The 15,367-nt window shown below is 67.7% G+C and carries 15 protein-coding genes; 5 read left to right on the top strand and 10 right to left on the bottom strand.

Annotated features, from left to right (window positions below):
* Positions 1–51: 51 nt before the first annotated feature.
* The gene (locus IT361_11095) at positions 52–588 is read left to right on the top strand and encodes a hypothetical protein (protein MCC6318225.1); all 537 of its coding nucleotides are present in this window, start codon (positions 52–54) and stop codon (positions 586–588) included.
* On the opposite strand, the gene IT361_11090 is transcribed toward IT361_11095, so the two are convergent.
* From IT361_11090 to IT361_11070, 5 genes are all read right to left on the bottom strand, one after another.
* Positions 557–2,161 (bottom strand): carboxypeptidase regulatory-like domain-containing protein, encoded by a 1,605-nt coding sequence (locus IT361_11090; protein ID MCC6318224.1) that lies wholly within the window; start codon positions 2,159–2,161, stop codon positions 557–559. The two genes, IT361_11095 and IT361_11090, sit on opposite strands and share 32 nt — an antisense overlap.
* A complete protein-coding gene (locus IT361_11085) occupies positions 2,161–2,721 on the bottom strand; it encodes a hypothetical protein (protein ID MCC6318223.1) in 561 nt (186 codons plus the stop codon). Before IT361_11085 ends, IT361_11090 begins: the two co-directional genes overlap by 1 nt.
* A 127-nt stretch (positions 2,722–2,848) precedes the next feature.
* Positions 2,849–3,562 (bottom strand): hypothetical protein, encoded by a 714-nt coding sequence (locus IT361_11080; protein ID MCC6318222.1) that lies wholly within the window; start codon positions 3,560–3,562, stop codon positions 2,849–2,851.
* A 5-nt stretch (positions 3,563–3,567) separates the two neighbouring features.
* Complete coding sequence (locus tag IT361_11075; protein MCC6318221.1) at positions 3,568–4,140, bottom strand: hypothetical protein; 573 nt, start codon at positions 4,138–4,140, stop codon at positions 3,568–3,570.
* 36 nt (positions 4,141–4,176) lie between these two features.
* Entirely contained in the window at positions 4,177–4,752 is a 576-nt protein-coding gene (locus IT361_11070; protein MCC6318220.1) for a hypothetical protein, read from the bottom strand.
* 847 nt (positions 4,753–5,599) lie between these two features.
* Between IT361_11070 and IT361_11065 the strand changes: the two genes are divergently transcribed.
* A complete protein-coding gene (locus IT361_11065; protein ID MCC6318219.1) occupies positions 5,600–7,366 on the top strand; it encodes a hypothetical protein in 1,767 nt (588 codons plus the stop codon).
* 6 nt (positions 7,367–7,372) lie between these two features.
* Here IT361_11065 and IT361_11060 read toward each other — a convergent pair whose 3' ends face one another.
* Positions 7,373–8,908 carry an alkaline phosphatase family protein gene (locus IT361_11060; protein ID MCC6318218.1) on the bottom strand — a complete coding sequence of 512 codons (1,536 nt, stop codon included), beginning with the start codon at positions 8,906–8,908 and terminating at the stop codon, positions 7,373–7,375.
* A 171-nt stretch (positions 8,909–9,079) separates the two neighbouring features.
* On the opposite strand from IT361_11060, the gene IT361_11055 reads away from it, so the two are divergent.
* Positions 9,080–9,697 (top strand): outer membrane beta-barrel protein, encoded by a 618-nt coding sequence (locus tag IT361_11055; protein MCC6318217.1) that lies wholly within the window; start codon positions 9,080–9,082, stop codon positions 9,695–9,697.
* Between the two features lie 3 nt (positions 9,698–9,700).
* On the opposite strand, the gene IT361_11050 is transcribed toward IT361_11055, so the two are convergent.
* Genes IT361_11050 through IT361_11035 form a run of 4 tightly spaced genes read right to left on the bottom strand, consistent with a single transcriptional unit; the run spans position 9,701 to position 13,370 of the window.
* Complete coding sequence (locus IT361_11050) at positions 9,701–10,369, bottom strand: nitroreductase family protein (GenBank protein MCC6318216.1); 669 nt, start codon at positions 10,367–10,369, stop codon at positions 9,701–9,703.
* A 59-nt stretch (positions 10,370–10,428) separates the two neighbouring features.
* Positions 10,429–11,625: an acetylornithine transaminase gene (locus IT361_11045; GenBank protein ID MCC6318215.1), complete on the bottom strand. Its 1,197-nt coding sequence runs from the start codon at positions 11,623–11,625 to the stop codon at positions 10,429–10,431.
* Positions 11,626–11,649: 24 nt separating this feature from the next.
* Positions 11,650–12,414 (bottom strand): acetylglutamate kinase, encoded by a 765-nt coding sequence (gene argB, locus IT361_11040; GenBank protein ID MCC6318214.1) that lies wholly within the window; start codon positions 12,412–12,414, stop codon positions 11,650–11,652.
* The gene (locus IT361_11035) at positions 12,411–13,370 is read right to left on the bottom strand and encodes an N-acetyl-gamma-glutamyl-phosphate reductase (protein MCC6318213.1); all 960 of its coding nucleotides are present in this window, start codon (positions 13,368–13,370) and stop codon (positions 12,411–12,413) included. The genes argB and IT361_11035 overlap by 4 nt, the downstream gene beginning before the upstream one ends.
* A 193-nt stretch (positions 13,371–13,563) precedes the next feature.
* Here IT361_11035 and IT361_11030 point away from each other — a divergent pair, with 193 nt between their 5' ends.
* On the top strand, positions 13,564–14,019 hold the full coding sequence (locus IT361_11030) for an arginine repressor (GenBank protein MCC6318212.1): 456 nt from the start codon (positions 13,564–13,566) through the stop codon (positions 14,017–14,019).
* 82 nt (positions 14,020–14,101) lie between these two features.
* Complete coding sequence (locus IT361_11025; GenBank protein ID MCC6318211.1) at positions 14,102–15,361, top strand: argininosuccinate synthase; 1,260 nt, start codon at positions 14,102–14,104, stop codon at positions 15,359–15,361.
* Positions 15,362–15,367: the final 6 nt, after the last annotated feature.

The following is a 15,367-nucleotide window of genomic DNA, read 5'->3' as shown; positions in this document are numbered from 1 at the left end:
GTCTGGAGGGGTGCGGTGACGACACTGGCTGCCATGGACTGGAACTCTCCCATGCCCCGCCAACGGCGGCGACCGGACGCCAAGGCCCGCCGTCGCCCGGGTCGCCTGCGCGCGGCCGCGGACCCTCGATGGCACTGGTTGCTTGCCGCAGCACTGTTGCTTGCCCTACTGCTCCTGGCGCGCGGTGCGGGCGCCCAAGGGCTGCGTTCGGCAGCGGCGAGTGTTTCTCTGATAGCCGTTCGCGAGGTGCCAGCGGTCCGGACCGTCCGCGACATCGAGCTTGCGGCCGTCTGGCCCGGGGAGGTCTCCTCGATCAGGGTTCGGCTGGCGGACGCTGTATCCGAGGAGCCGCTCTACGTGCGGGATCGAACGGGTCGCCTGACGCGCGTGGATCCCGTCGTCTGGGCAGAAGTCGACGATGCGCCGCTGCGTTTCCGGGCCGTCACGGCGACTCCCGATGCGCTCTCACGCACCGTCTGGCGCGTCGAGGTCCACGGCGTCGATGCACTCACCGGCGTGAGTCGTGTCACGGTGGTGCGAGTTGCCGCCGATGCACTCAGCGTCCCACCACCTTCCGCACCACGATGAGCGCGGGGGTCGCGCGGCCGTCCTTCGAGGGACGCAGCGCGGCCGGTGCGGATACGACTTCGAACTTCCCCGGGGCAAGGAAGTCGTCGAGCAGAACACGGAGGGTGAGGTCGCGCCCGGTGGGTTGGCGCACGAAGAAGCGTCCCTGGGAATCGGTGTAGACGACGTCGCTCCCGACCTCGAGCGCGGCGCCTTCGATGGGCGCTCCGGTCGTGTCCACGACGCGGCCACTCGCTACGAACGCATCAATGCGTCCGCCGCTCGGCGCCGCCGGCCCGCCGTCCATGCCGCGGTACAGAAACGTGTTGCCCTGCGCCGAGTAGTGGACGCGACCGTCGGGCGTCACGAAGCTCGAGAGCGCCAGGCTCACGCCTCGAACATGCACTCGGGCATTCACACCCATGGAGTGCACGAAGGGGTCGCCCGTGAGGTATGGCGAGTGCGCCAGCTGGTAGTCGAGGCCGATGGTGTTGAGTCCCGACGCGAGCGTCCCGCCAAACGAGATATTGCTGCGCCCCCTTTCGTGCGTGATCACCTGCAGCAGTGAGAGTCGCGGACTCAGCGTCTCCCTGAGGAGCAGCACCGGGGTGGTGCTGCGGGCCGGCCGGGGTTCCCAAACGCGCAGCAGGTATGTTTCGCCCTGGAGCCAGCCGGTCAGCTGACGGCGCGCCGTGAAATACGACGACAGGTTGGATCGGCGATCCGCTTCCGAGCGCAACCAGCCACCCGAGAAGGCGACGCCTGCGAAGCGACCGGTCGTGGTGAGTTGTGTGAGTGATGCGCGCTGGGGCAGCGCGGCAAAGCTCGAGTCCTGCCGAAAGTGCTGGCGTCCCACACCGACGGCCCAGCCATCGGCAGGCTTCCAGGTCACGAGGGCGTTGGCATGTTCGAGCTCGGTCTGGAGCGGCATGGGCCCCGACGCGCGGCGGAATCCCGCGCCCATGCCCACGAGAGCCGCCCGTACGTCGAGCCGTTCGCGCGCGACGTCGAGTCCCAGCGCGGCATAGGGCGCGTTGCTGCCGACACCTAACGTCATGCTGCCGTCGACCCCGTGGACGGGCCGCCAGCGCGCTGAGCCAAACAGACTCTGCCGATCGGTGAGGACGGCGTGACCGCTCACGCTCAGCGCGCGAGAGACATCATGTCGGACACGCGCCCATCCCATGGCGCGCACGGCGCGCTGCGCACCGAAGTAGGGCGCGGCAAGCGCATTGGCGCTGGCACCAGCAAAGATCCAGCTCTGCGTGCGCCCGCGACGCCTCTGGATCGACAGTCCCTGCGCGAACAACGATCCGCCGGTGCCGAACACGTCGGTGTCAAAGGTGAACGGCAGCAGGTCATTCCCGGCACGCAGCGTGTCGCGCCCACCGATCAGTCGTCGACCGGCGACGCCGATCCGGAGGCCGTCGAGGTAGCCGACGCCGAGCGAAGCTTCGTAGCCGTTCCCCCAGACGTTGAGCATCCCGCCGTATCCGGCAAACAGCGACGAACCACCGCCCTGCACCTGAAACACCTGCGATCGCGCGAGCGTCGGGGTGGCGGCGACGGTGAGAGCCAGCAGGATGCGGCGCATCAGTAGGCGACCGCCCGCAGGGTGAGCGTCCCGGTGTAGGTCCCCGGCACCAGCGCCGGTGCACCCGCGAGGTTGAGGCGCAGGTCCAGTTGATCCGTGCGTTGTGAGCGGTTGTTCCAGCCCAGGATCACCGGTTGCCGCACGAGGTGCAGCGTGCCGCCAGCGGACCCGCTCCCGAACACCGGGGCCTGCGTGAACGCGGTGAACGTGGGCACGCGCCCGGACACCATACGCCCCTCGACGCGCGATGACGGAATGGCGGCGCCGCCGTTCACGAGTGCCGACGAGGGCGCGGCGAAGTATCCCACGACGTCGATGAGCGTGACGAGGCTCACCAGGTTCCACTGCGTGGTGATCGACACCGGCATCGGAAACGGATTGATGCTGTTGTCGAGGATCGCGGGCATGGTCTGAGCGGCGCCCGAGGTCACGATGATCGAAAGCCAGTTGGGGCCGGATCGACTCGTGTCCGCCGTGCTGACGTTCCATGCGGCCACGCCGGAGAGGATCGGCGCCGACGAGGCGATACTCGCGACCTGAGCCGCGGAGTCCCGTGGCACGACAGCAAGCGACACGAGCAGCCCGAGCGCACGAACGGCCCACCTCGCGGCGGGCCATCGTTTCGTTGCATGCGCCCGGCGCGGCGTCATCGGGGGCCGCGTACCGGAGCCGTGGAGCGACGCGGGGTCATGGTGCTCCGGCGGGACGTCGCCGCTCCTCCACGCTGAACCCCTTGAAGCGAAGCATCACGTGATCGGGTTCGGTCTCACCGGTCCATGGCACTTCCACGCGGCGGCGACTCTGGGGAAAGAGCGGAAACCCGCCGAACGGCGTGCCCTGCTTCCCGCCGGCGCTCAGCTCCGACGCCATCACACGCCCTAACGAGTTGCTGGTGTTCTCCAGCTCGACGACCGCCGTATGGGTGGTGGTGTCGAACACGAACGAGCGCACGGAGACCGCCGCCTTTTCGAGCGGCTCCTTCTGGAGCAGGTAGACCACGTGCGGCAGCTCGATCCGCACATTGAGACCCGCGCTCGTGCGCGCGCCGGTCATGGCGCCAAGGACCATGAACCACGCCGGCAGCTGCCGGGCGCGCGCCTCGTAGCGAACGGTATACGATGCCAGCGGCGGAATGCGAAAGCTCATCGCCGACAGCTTGAGCTCGATGTTCGCACTGTCGAAGGGCACGTCCGAGAGTTCTCCCTTCTCGCTCACCGCAAACCCTCGCGGTTCGAGCACGACGGTCATCGGAAAGAGCGTCTCGTTGACCAGATCAAAGCTGCCACGGCCCTGACCCGCATACTCGATCACCGCAGGGCGCACGGTCTGCGCCTCACACGGCGACGCCGCCGCGACCAGGAAGGTCGCGGCGGCGAGGCACAGGAATCCCTCGCGACGCATGCGGGTTACTGCGTGATCGCGCGGAGGTTCAGCGTGCCGGTGTACGTACCCGGCACCGCACTCTGGCCCGTGAGGTCGATCTGCAGGTAGAGATCGTCCGTCCGGTTCGAGTTGCGGTTGACGCCGGTGATGGCCTGCGAAAAGAGCTGCAGCGTGCCGCCGGCCACGCCGACCGTCGAGGAACCACCGGTCACCACACCACCCGTGAACGGGTTGAACGGACCGGCCACACCCACGCGACCACGCATGAGGCTCGACGTGATGTAGTTCGTGCCGTTCGCCAGCGCCTGCGAGGGCGTCGAGAAGTACCCGACGAGGACCACCGCCGAAGCCGACGGATTGATGTCCCAGGCGGTGGTGATGTTCACCGGCGTGGCGAAGTTGTTCACGGCGTTGTCCGTGAGCGCGGCCAGCGTCTGCGTGGCGCCGGAGTTGATCGTCACCGTGAGCGAGGCCGCCTTGGAGGCGTTGATGGCCACGGTCTGGTTGGTCGAGAGCAGGCCCGATTGCGCCGATGCCGCACCAGAGGCGAGGGTGATGGCGATGAGGGCAGTACCGAGCGCGCGAACGGAAGGCATGACGAAGATCCTCGAAAAGGGTTTGGTGATGGCGAGTTACTGCGTGATGGCACGCAGGTTCAGCGTGCCGGTGTACGTCCCGGGAACCGTGGTCTGGCCCACCAGGTTGAGCTGCAGGTAGAGCGCGTCCGAGCGACTCGATCGCCGGTTCGCGCCACTGATGTTCTGCGAAAAGAGCGAGAGCGTGCCACCGGCCACGCCGACCGTCGATGAGCCACCGGTGACGACGCCGCCGGTAAAGGCGTTGAACGGACCCGCGACGCCGAGTCGCCCGCGTACCAGGCTCGAGGCGATGTAGTTCGGGCCGTTGGCGAGCGCCTGCGCCGGCGTCCCGAAGTAGCCCACGAGGACGACCGCTGCCGCCGACGGATTGATGTCCCACGCCGTCGTGATGTTGACCGGCGACGCAAAGTTGTTCACCGCATTGTCCGTGATGGACGCCAGCGTTTGTGTACCACCCGATGTCACCGACACCGTGAGCGATGGCAGCTTCGTCGCGTTGATGGTCACTGTGGCCGTCGCCGAGAGCACACCGGACTGCGCGCTGGCGTTCGACGCACTGACAACCAGCAGGGCCGCGATCGCGCGGCGGAGGTAACGGGAGAAGGACATGGAGGTGGCTGAGCCTGTTGCTGGCGGTCAGTCCGTCCGCATCTGCTGGCACGGTCCTGTCCGCCTGGGTTGCCGCCGAGAGACGAACGATCCGTGCCCCCGTCACCCTCTTGAACAGCGTCCAACTCCTTGACAGGTCGACGTCTGACGCCGATTGACCGTTGCAACGTGCCACGATGCCGTGAGTTGGCGTCGATCACCGTTGTCGGTCAGATCGCGCTGTTCAGGGATGGAACACCCTGTCAATCCGACCATAACTCGTTGTCCAGCAGAGTATTCAAGTCCGCGCGCCGACCTGCCGATACTGCCGCCCTTGCGTTGGGCCACGGCCGCTGCGAGGCCGCCTCGCAGTTCGCACCGGTCGATCTGACGAATCGCGTTCCGCGACCTTGACCGAGCCGGCTTTGCGAGCGTTTGTGGTGCGAACTGTGCTCTGCATCACATCCGAGCCGCGATGCAATTCGCGCTCACCCCGGAGTTCTGCGCGTATCGCAAGAACTCGCTGACCTCGGGGCGGATGCGTTCCGGGCCGCAATGCTGACGAGCCTTCTGGCTACTCCCCCCTCCCCTCCTTCTCCCTCCCTCCGCCCAGCCTCGCTTCGCCGCCACCTCGCCTGAAGCACGACACCGCACCTCGCCCTCCGGACTCGGGGCGCGGCTCGGCACTGTAGCGACAGGGCGCCGGAGTCAGGCCTTCCTCGGCACGTTCTTCCTGCAGGATCCCACAGTAAACCCTGTACGCAAGGCGCTGTCATTCAGCCACTTACGGCGTTTGCCGAAGGCTGGGGCGTCGCTGGTATCGGGCTTGCTTCACTGTGGCTGAGCCCGCTATCCCATTGCTCACCGGATGTCAGCACGTCCGTCTTCGAGTACGCAGGATCGCCCCTACGAGATCGCAATCGTCGGGAATGACCTGATTCTGGCAGCCTTGCCGGGTCGGGCCATTCAGCTGACGCATGCGCTTCTTGCCGCGGGGTGGGATCTTGTCGTGCCGGTGAGCTGGGGTGAGGAGCTGCTCGCCGAGCATGCGCTCCGGCAACTCGAGCAGCGCGGGGCGCGAGCGACGGTGTTCTGCGCGTGCCCGCTCGTCAGGCAGCGGCTCCTCGCCGCTGGGCACGAGATCGTTCCGCACCTGATGTCGACGGTCGCGCCCCCGGTGGCGACCGCGCGCTACTTGCGGGCCCTCCAGCCCGAGGTCGCGATGCGGCTCACCTATCTCGGTGCCTGCCCCGGCGCCGAGGACGACGCGCTCGACGCGCGCATGACGCCATCGGAACTGCTCCGGCTCCTGGAGGCGCGTGGCATCTCGATTGTGCAGCAGCCCCTGGTGTTCGAGTCCACGGTACCGCCTGACCGACGGCGACACTGGTCGCTGCCGGGTGGCGCTCCATCCGAGAGCGCGATCGCCGAGCGCGGCCTGGAGGCCAGGTTCGTGGTGGTGGGACGCGATGTCGCTCTCGACATCGCCGACCACCTGCTCACCGGCACCCGCTCCCTGCTCGATCTTGCCCAAACGCTCGGCTGCGCCTGCGCGGGTTCGGTCGAAGTACACCACGTGCAGAGCAGCCGCGAGGAGGTTGCCGCGCTCGAGCCGCCGCGTTCGATGCTGCCGGTCGTCGATCCGGATCCCGCCATCTCGCTGGTGCACCCGCTCGCACGATTCGTCGCGAGCAGCGGCCGAACCCCAGCAGCGCGCGAGGTGGCCGACGCCGGCATGCGCGGAATTTCGCCACTCCGTGAGGCGGTGCGGGCGCGCGCCGAGCGCAGACGGATTGCGATCACACCAACGCACGTCGGGCCAACCGAGGCGGGCGCTGGCGCGAGTGTGAGCCAGTCCGGGCAACCCGCCCCTCGCCAGGATCGCGAGATCGCACCGCAACCGCGCAATCGATCGATGCCTGCCGCGCGGAGTCCGGGCGGGAGCAGCACCACGGGGGTGCCCATCGCGACCCGGGCCACGACGCCCATTGGTCAACCGGATCATCGAGCTGATGCCCGGGGGGGCGAGCCAACGGCGGGCGTCACCCGCACCGAGGGCGAACACGTCGTGGCGGGCGTGGCGCCGCCCGGTGGCCTCGTGACGATGCCCTCGCCGGTCGAGCCCGGAGCCGATACTGCGCCCACAGCGGCGACACCAGGACCCCAGCCGTTGGGGGCCGCGGAAACGACCCTCATCCAGGAGCCGGCGCCCGCGCTGCGCCGCACGCCTACCTATGAAATGCGCCGCATCGCCCGGACGCGATTTTCGACGCCCGGCGACGCCCCTCGCATTCCACGTGCGTACATCGCGCTCCGCGCGCGTACACGCCACGTTGGCGAACCCACCGACGAGCCGGAGTTGCCGCCCGAGTCGCCGACGGCGGTCGACCCCGTCGTCATACCGTCTTCCAACGGCGGTGGCGGATACGATGCGGCGACGGTCGCGCCACTCAGGGCTGTTGCGGACCTGATCCCGCCCGACGAGTCCCACCGTCCGCACCGTCGGCGGGGCGCGTCGCATCACCGACGCGTCGAACCGCCGATGCCGGTCGTGCCGCCGCGTTTTGGCTGGTGGTTGTTTGGCTCGGTGCTGCTCGTCGTGGCGATTTCGGTGACGCTGGCGCTGCTCCGATAAGGCTGCCTAACGCAATGCCTGCCGGAGCACGGTGCCATCCAGGGCTTCCATGGGCCTGACGCGCACCACCTCGGCCAACGTCGGCGCAATGTCGACCACGCGAACAAAGTCGGCGTAGCGTCCCGGGCGGATACCCGCCCCGGCGAAGATGATCGGCACGTGGGCGTCCTGGTAATGCGGCGACCCGTGGTTGGCCGTTTCGCCGCCTGCCCAGTACCAGAAGGGCCTGAGCACGACGACCGCGGCGACCTGGAGGTCGGGTGGGAACATGTGCTGCCAGCGACGAACAAAGACGTCCCGACGTGGATCCTCCTTGGCAATGTCGCTCCACACATCGGCGCGTAGCACGCCCGGAATCTGTGAGGCCCGCCGCACGTAGGCGCGCGCCACGGAGTCGCGGTTCACGGCCGCCCGTGCGAAGGCATCGTGGTCGAGATACAGCGTTTCGAGTTCCCAGCGGAACCCCGCGCTGTCGACGCCAGCCTCGACCACTTCGTGGCGCAGCGCGGCAGCGAGCGGTCTGAGGTCGGCGTATCCCGCCGGCTCGGTGCGGTATCGCGTCCAGTGGCCGGGCACCGGGTACGGCGTGACGCCGTGGTCGGCAGTCAGCGAGATCACAATCTTCGTCGAGTCCCTGAGCCGGTACAGCGAGTCGAGGAACTGCCCGAGATAGCGGTCGAGCCGCAGAATCTGGTCGTGGATCTCGCGCGAGTCGGGCCCGTACTTGTGCCCCACGGCATCGGTGGTGGACAGCGAGATCGCGAGCAGGTCGGTGCGTACCGGGTTCTCACCCAGCTGCCGCGCCTGGAGACCGTCGAGAGCCAGGTGCAGCAACACACTGTCCATCATCGGGAACTGGTAGAACCCCGAAGCGGCGCGCGCCGTGTCCGTGGACAGCCGGTGGGGGAACGTGTAGTCCTCGCCCTTGGCCTCCACCTCGACGCTATCGGGCTCAGCATATTCGCTCGCCGGGAGCAGCAGTTCCCACGTGTACCCGGCGTGACGCTGTGGCAGCCGACGTGCATTGAATGCCTGGACCCAGGTGGGCAACGTGTCGCCGTAATATCGACTCGTCGTCACGATGCCGTTCGTGCCGAACCAGTAGGCTTCTCCCCTCGCGCGACCGAGCGGAAGGATCGCGCCCCGATCCTTGCGAGAGATGGATAGCGCTCGCGCGAGGGGGTTGCTGAAACGCATCCAGTCGGCGAGGGTCGTACCACGAAACCTGAACGGCGACGCCGGATCGCCGCGCGCACCGGCAAGCAGCGGCATTTCCGGATCCTTCACGCCGGCCTCGTTGCCGACGATCCCGGTGGATCGTGGAAAGCGGCCCGAGAGCGTGGACGCATGCCCGGGGGCAGTCTCCGTGATCCCGTGGTCCTGGAACGCGTTCGTGAACACCGCCCCGCCCTTCAACAGCCGCGCGAGCCCCCCCGTGAACTGCGGGGCGTACACGTCAAGGTACTCGGCCTTGAGCTGATCGACGGTGAAATGCAGCACCAGCGTCGGCCGGTCCGCCAGGGGCGGTACAGGTCTCGCCACCTGGGCCCGAGCAGCACAAGCCAGGAGCGAACACGTCAGGGGGAGCACGAGCAGCAAACGCATCTGTATAGCCCGGGAAGGCGGAAGGTCCTGTGAGAAAACTGCACACCGGACCGCGTTGTTGAAGGTGGGTTGCGTCCCCCACGCCGGTCACCTGAATCAGGAGCCCCCATGTGTCGCTCGCTGTTCGTCACCGCGCTCCTCGTCGTCACCGCGATATCCGCGGGTGCTCAGGGATCTCAGCGCCAGGTCCAGCTCGTTGTTGCCGGCGGCCTCCAGGTTCCGACGGGAGGATTCGGCGACGTCCACGACCTGGGCTTGCACGCCGATGCGTCGGTGTTGTTCAACGGGTTCGGCAGCTTGCGGCTGCGCCCGGAGATCAGCTACGCTCGATTCAGGATCAAGGAGGCCCTGGGCCAACTCTCAGGTCAGCGCCTTGCCGGCGTGGGTGCTTCAGGAGGTGCCGCGCGCGACGAATACTCCGGTGCGCTGTCCACGCTGCTCGGCGGGTTCGCGAACCTCGAGCTGGGACTGGGGTCCGGCGGCTTCCAGCCCTACGTGCTGGCGGGAATCGGCGCGGTCTCGTTCAAGACCGACAAGTCGCTGGATGCGCTCGAGGCGAGCGACGTGAAGGCGTCGGTGAACCTGGGAGCTGGCGTGCGATTCAGACTGGGCGGGATCGGCGGGATGATCGAGGCACGGCTCAACAACGTGCCGGCCGGTGACAACACCCGCGCGTACTTCAAGGACGTGCGTTCGATCCCGGTGACCTTTGGCCTGGTGTTCTGACGCCTAACGAAAGACCGCGATGGCGTCGAGCGGCTTGCGCGTGATGTCGGGAACCCGCGCCGCCGGCGCGGGGTGCCCCACCGGCAGGATCAGATAGGCACGCTCATTGGATGGCCGCTGCAGCAGCTCGGCGAGGAAATGCATCGGGTTGGGTGTGTGGGTGAGCGTGACCAGGCCCATCCGATGGACGGCGGCGATGAAGAACCCGACCGCGATACCCACGGACTCGTTCGTGTAGTAGTGCGTCGTGCGCTCACCGGATGCGTCGGTCCCGTGGGCCTGGCGAAACACCACGACGAGCCACGGCGCATCGGTGAGATGCGCTTTGACCTCGTCGGTGCCAAGCGGCGCGAGAGCGGCGAGCCAGTCGGCCGGCGCGCGCCCGTGGTAGAACTCGTGCTCCTCGCGTTCCGCCGCTTCGCGGATCTGCGCCTTGATCGCCGGGTCGGAGACGGCGACAAAGGTCCACGGCTGCTGGTGCGCACCGCTCGGGGCCGTGCCCGCCGTGCGAATCGCGAACTCGATGGCCTCGCGCGGAACCGGATCGCTGGAGAAATGCCGCGTCGTGCGGCGGCGGTCCATGTCCGCGTGGAAGGCCCGTGCGCGTTCGAGCATATCCGCGTCTGTCACGCGGCGATGTTCGAGAGGAACGAAACGAGGAGCGTCGGTCATCGAGGGCGAGAAAGTGGGCGGCGCAAAGTTAGCGCTCCCTGCCTTCCCCCGCCCCGACGCTACGAGGCGACCAGTGCGGTCTCCAGGACGTGCACGCCGCGACGCAGGTCCGCGTCTCCGATGATGAGCGGCGGGAGCAGCCGGATCGTGTGCTCACCGGCGGACACGAGGAGCAGACCGAGGTCGCGTGCGCGCGCCACGATCTCGGCAGCGGGTTCAGTGACGTCGATCCCCATCATCAGGCCCACACCACGGATGGCGCGAATGCGGCCGGTACGCGCGGCAACCTGCTCGAGTTCCTCGCGAAGGATGTCTCCAAGGGCGCGCACGTGCGCGAGGAGCGCCGGATCCGACAAGCGATCGACCACATACGACGCCACCGTCGCCACGAACGGTCCACCGCCGAAGGTCGTGCCGTGATCGCCGGGCTGCATCGCACTCGCCACGGCCTCGGACACCAGGATCGCCCCCATCGGCAACCCCCCGGCCAGCGGCTTGGCGAGCGTCATGAGGTCGGGCACGACCTGAAGCCCTTCGTAGGCGAACACGCGTCCCGTCCGACCGAGTCCGCACTGGATCTCGTCGAAGATGAGCGCAATCCGGCGTTGCTGAGTGAGCTCACGAACGCGACGCACGAAGGCCTGGTCGAGCACACGCATGCCGCCCTCGCCCTGGATCGGCTCGAGGATCACCGCGGCGACCGTTTCGGCGTTCAGCGCGACCTCGAGATCGTCGAGATCCCGTTCGATGATGGAGATCCCGCCGGCCAGCGGGCGGAACGGCATGCGATAGTTTGGGCGATCGGTGGCCGCGAGCGTCCCGAAGAGTCGCCCGTGGAACGCACCACGCACCGCGATGATCTCGTGCTTGGCGGGCCCTCCGATGCCGCGGGCCCATCGCCGAGCGATCTTGAAGGCGCCCTCGTTCGCCTCCGCTCCGGAGTTGCAGAAGAAGACGCGCTCCGCAAAGGACAGGCGCACGAGCTTGTCCGCGAGCTGTTCGCCCGGCGACGTCCGGAAGAGGTTCGACGTATGGATCAAGCCGTCCGCCGCCTGATGCATGACACGTTGCAGGCCGGGATCGCCGTAGCCAAGCGCGTTGACCGCGATCCCGCTGGTGAAGTCCAGGTAGCGGCGTCCGTCGGCGTCGATCAGCTCCACGCCGGTACCGCCGACGAATTCCATCGGCGCTCGCTTGTACACGGGAAGCAGCGAGGGCGTGATCGCGGTCGACACGGGCGGAGTCATGGTGGCCATGGCGGTCTGGCGTTCGAAGAGATGCTACGGTGAGACGGCGCCCGTTGGGGCGACGACGATGCTGGTGCCGATCGTGAGGTCCGCGATGGCCGGGATGCCGCCGATGCGCACGCGGAGCGCACCGAGTTCGAGCGACCGCAGCGCGGCTTCGAGTTTGGCGATCATTCCGCCTCGCGCGACCCCGCTCTGAATGAGGGCAGCGGCCTCACTGGGATCGAGGCGGGCGATGAGGTCTCCGCGGTCGTCGAGCACGCCGGGCACGTCAGCGACGAGCAGCAGTTCCGCCGCGTTGAGCGCCGCGGCGATGGCGGCGGCCGCGTCATCACCGTTGACGTTGCAGCCTCCGCCGCCTTTCTCGAAACGACCCACGGGCGAAATCACGGGAACGAACCCGCGGTCCATGAGCGCCTCGAGCGCCGCCGGGCGCACACGTGACGGCGTGCCCACGACCCCGAGGGATCCGCCACCAAACTCGACGCAGCGCAAAATGTCGCCGTCTTCGCCGGACAGGCCCACCGCATCGACGCCGGCATCGGTGAACTGCGAGACCAGGCGCTTGTTCACGGTCCCCGAGAGCACCATGCGGACGACACCCAGTTCCTCGGGCGTGGTGGCGCGGCGACCGTTGACGAAACGCGGCGCCTGACCAAGCGCGCGTTGCAGCTCGCTCACTTCGTCGCCTCCCCCGTGCACCACGCACAACCGTCCCCCGCGCTGCGCCGCCGCGATTGCGGCCGGCAGCGACGGATCGCCCTGGGCACGACCGCCGATCTTGACGACGCGGGTCATCGGGGCAGACCGGCCGCTTCGGCGAACCCAAAGGATACGTTGGCGTTCTGGATGGCCTGGCCCGCAGCGCCCTTTACCAGGTTGTCGATGGCCGAGAGCAGGATGAGCGTGGGAACGCGCTGCCCGGCGGCCTTGCGTACCGTGAGTCGAACCACGTTGCGATGCACCACGTCCCGCAGGGCAGGGAGGTGAGGCGTGACTTCCACAAACGGTTCTCCGGCAAAGTGCTCGTCCAAGATCCGGAGTGGATCAGGAAGCTCCTCGGTGAGCTGGACGGTGACGGTGGCCAGGATGCCGCGTGCCACGGGGAGCAGGTGCGGCGTGAACAGGAGGTCGACGTCCGACCCGAAGCTGGCGACCAGCGCGCGCATTTCCGGAAGGTGGCGATGCTCGTTCCCGACCGCGTACGCACGGAAGTTCTCCGTGACTTCAGCGAACAACAGCTCTGGCTTTGGCGAGTTGCCGGCTCCGGTGACGCCGCTCGCCGCATCAACGACGATCGCCGACCCAGGACGCACGAGATCGCGGGCGAGAAGTGGAACCAGCGACAGCAACACGGCGGTCGGATAGCACCCCGGGTTGGCGATCACCTCGGCGCCTCGCAGGGCGTCGCGTGCGACCTCGGTGAGCCCGTACGGCACCTTGAGCGTGGTGTGGCCGGGTCGCAGGTCGCTGGAGAGGTCCACGGCGCGCGCGCCGTGTTCCTGGGCGCGCTCGACCCAGGTCGCCGAGGCCCCGTGGGGCAGGGCGCTGAAGACGAGTTCCGCGTCGCGCAACGGGGCGTCATCGGTCGCAATGAAGCGAACCTCGCGGCCTCCGAGGAACGCATGTTCCCCACGCTGGGCGTTGGCGGTCGCAAAGGCCAACTCGAAGTGGGGATGGCCGGCGAGGATCGCGCAGAGCTCACGCCCGGCGTACCCGCTGGCCCCGAAGACGCCTACGGGGATCTTATGCACACATAATGCATATTGTTGCATGCTCCCCGTGTCAAGACGCCATTGGGCCCTTACCCGTTGCCGGTGGCTCGGCTGGCCGGGCTTCTCGGGCTGGCGTATTGTCACGCACCTGGCGTCCGCACGCGCGGCGCGTCGGTGTGCCGACCGGCCCGCGGTCGAACGCCACGCGACAATTCGTCCCGCCACACTGCTTGTGAACAAACGCGAACGCCATCACGCCATCCGCGAGATCATCGGCGCGAGGACCGTCGGCTCCCAGGAAGACCTCCGGCTACGCCTGCAGGAGGCCGGTTGGGAGGTGACACAGTCCACGCTGTCGCGCGACCTGCGAGAGATGCGAGTGGCTCGCATGCCGACCCCGGACGGGCCGCGCTACGTTTCACCCGAGACGCTGGGCGAGTCTGACGATCGCACGCTCATCGAGGAAGTGCTGCCGCAGTTCTTCTCCTCGATCGACGGCGTCTCGGAACTGCTGGTCCTCAAGACGATCTACGGAGGCGCGCAGCCCGTGGCCGAGGCGATTGACGACGCGGGCTGGAAGGAAGTGGTCGGAACGATCGGCGGAGAGAACACCATCCTGATCGTGTGCCGCTCGGCGGCCGCTCGCGAGACCGTCGAAAAACGACTGCTCAAGGTCGCCGAAGGCTGAAGCCCTCGTGGGTTGACTCACCAGCCTCAGGGCTGGTAAATTATGCAGCTTGAGTGAATACATTCCCACGTGGAGCATAGCCATGCAGAAGATTGCGCTCGCCTACTCCGGCGGGCTTGATACCTCCGTCATCGTCCCCTGGCTCAAGGAGCACTATCCCGGCGCCAAGGTCATCTGTGTCGCCGCGGACGTTGGACAGGGTGAGGAGGAGCTGCGCGGGGTCCGCGAGAAGGCTCTCGCCTCGGGCGCCGACGACTGCCACGTGGAGGACATGCGCCGCGAGTTCGTGGAGGACTTCGTCTACCCCACCCTCCGCGCTGGCGCGATCTACAACCGCAAGTACCTCCTGGGGACCTCGATAGCCCGGCCGATCATCGCCAAGCGACAGGTCGACGTGGCACTCGCCGTGGGCGCCGACGCGCTGTCGCACGGCTGCACGGGCAAGGGGAACGATCAGGTGCGTTTTGAGCTCACCTACATGACGTTTGCGCCACACCTGCCGGTGATCGCCCCGTGGCGCGAGGCGGCATGGAAGATTCGTTCGCGCGAAGACGCCCTCGCGTACGCCGCCGCGCACAACGTGCCTGTTTCGGCGAGTACGAAGAAGATCTACTCGCGCGACCGCAACCTGTGGCACATCTCGCACGAGGGCGGCGTGCTGGAAGATCCCGGTCAGGCACCACCCAAGGACCTCTTCCTGCTCACGACCGACCCGGCCGACGCGCCCGACACGCCCGAAGCCGTGACCATCGGGTTCGAGCAGGGCACGCCCGTGTCGGTGAACGGCGAGGCGCTCGATCCGGTGGCCCTGGTCTCGACGCTCAACACCATCGCCGGTCGTCACGGCGTAGGTCGCGCCGACATCGTCGAGGATCGACTGATCGGCATGAAGTCGCGTGGGGTATACGAGACACCGGGTGGCACGTTGCTCTACACGGCGCTCTCGGAACTCGAGATGCTCGTGCTCGATCGTCGCACCATCGCCGCCAAGGACGCCATCTCACCGCGTTATGCAGACCTCGTCTACGAGGGCCGCTGGTGGACGACCGAGAAGAAGGCGTACGACGCCTTCATCGACGTGGTGCAGGGACGGGTGACGGGCACGGTCGGGCTGTCGCTCTTCAAGGGTGCGGTGTCCATCACGTCCCGCCAGAGCGACCACGCCCTCTACGATGAGGCGTTTGTCACGTTCGGCGAGGATGACGTGTACCAGCAGAGCGATGCGGCCGGTTTTATCCGACTGTACGGCCTGCCGCAGCGCGTGCGCGCGCTCAAGGACCGCAAGCTTATCGCCGAAGGCAAGCTGGAGTCGCCCACGGAATCTTCTCTCGAACTCGCCTAACCGGAC

The sequence above is a fragment of the Gemmatimonadaceae bacterium genome, from assembly GCA_020846935.1.
In the GTDB taxonomy this organism is placed as follows: Bacteria; Gemmatimonadota; Gemmatimonadetes; order Gemmatimonadales; family Gemmatimonadaceae; genus RBC101.
This window is presented reverse-complemented; position numbering and strand designations above follow the sequence as displayed.

Excerpts from the sequence above, each read along its gene's own strand:
- IT361_11090 (MCC6318224.1), bottom strand. The coding sequence starts at position 2,161 with ATGCGCCGCATCCTGCTGGCTCTCACCGTCGCCGCCACCCCGACGCTC.
- IT361_11050 (MCC6318216.1), bottom strand. The coding sequence starts at position 10,369 with ATGACCGACGCTCCTCGTTTCGTTCCTCTCGAACATCGCCGCGTGACA.
- IT361_11055 (MCC6318217.1), top strand. The coding sequence starts at position 9,080 with ATGTGTCGCTCGCTGTTCGTCACCGCGCTCCTCGTCGTCACCGCGATA.
- IT361_11045 (MCC6318215.1), bottom strand. The coding sequence starts at position 11,625 with ATGGCCACCATGACTCCGCCCGTGTCGACCGCGATCACGCCCTCGCTG.
- IT361_11095 (MCC6318225.1), top strand. The coding sequence starts at position 52 with ATGCCCCGCCAACGGCGGCGACCGGACGCCAAGGCCCGCCGTCGCCCG.
- IT361_11070 (MCC6318220.1), bottom strand. The coding sequence starts at position 4,752 with ATGTCCTTCTCCCGTTACCTCCGCCGCGCGATCGCGGCCCTGCTGGTT.
- IT361_11065 (MCC6318219.1), top strand. The coding sequence starts at position 5,600 with ATGTCAGCACGTCCGTCTTCGAGTACGCAGGATCGCCCCTACGAGATC.
- IT361_11075 (MCC6318221.1), bottom strand. The coding sequence starts at position 4,140 with ATGCCTTCCGTTCGCGCGCTCGGTACTGCCCTCATCGCCATCACCCTC.
- argB (MCC6318214.1), bottom strand. The coding sequence starts at position 12,414 with ATGACCCGCGTCGTCAAGATCGGCGGTCGTGCCCAGGGCGATCCGTCG.
- IT361_11025 (MCC6318211.1), top strand. The coding sequence starts at position 14,102 with ATGCAGAAGATTGCGCTCGCCTACTCCGGCGGGCTTGATACCTCCGTC.
- IT361_11080 (MCC6318222.1), bottom strand. The coding sequence starts at position 3,562 with ATGCGTCGCGAGGGATTCCTGTGCCTCGCCGCCGCGACCTTCCTGGTC.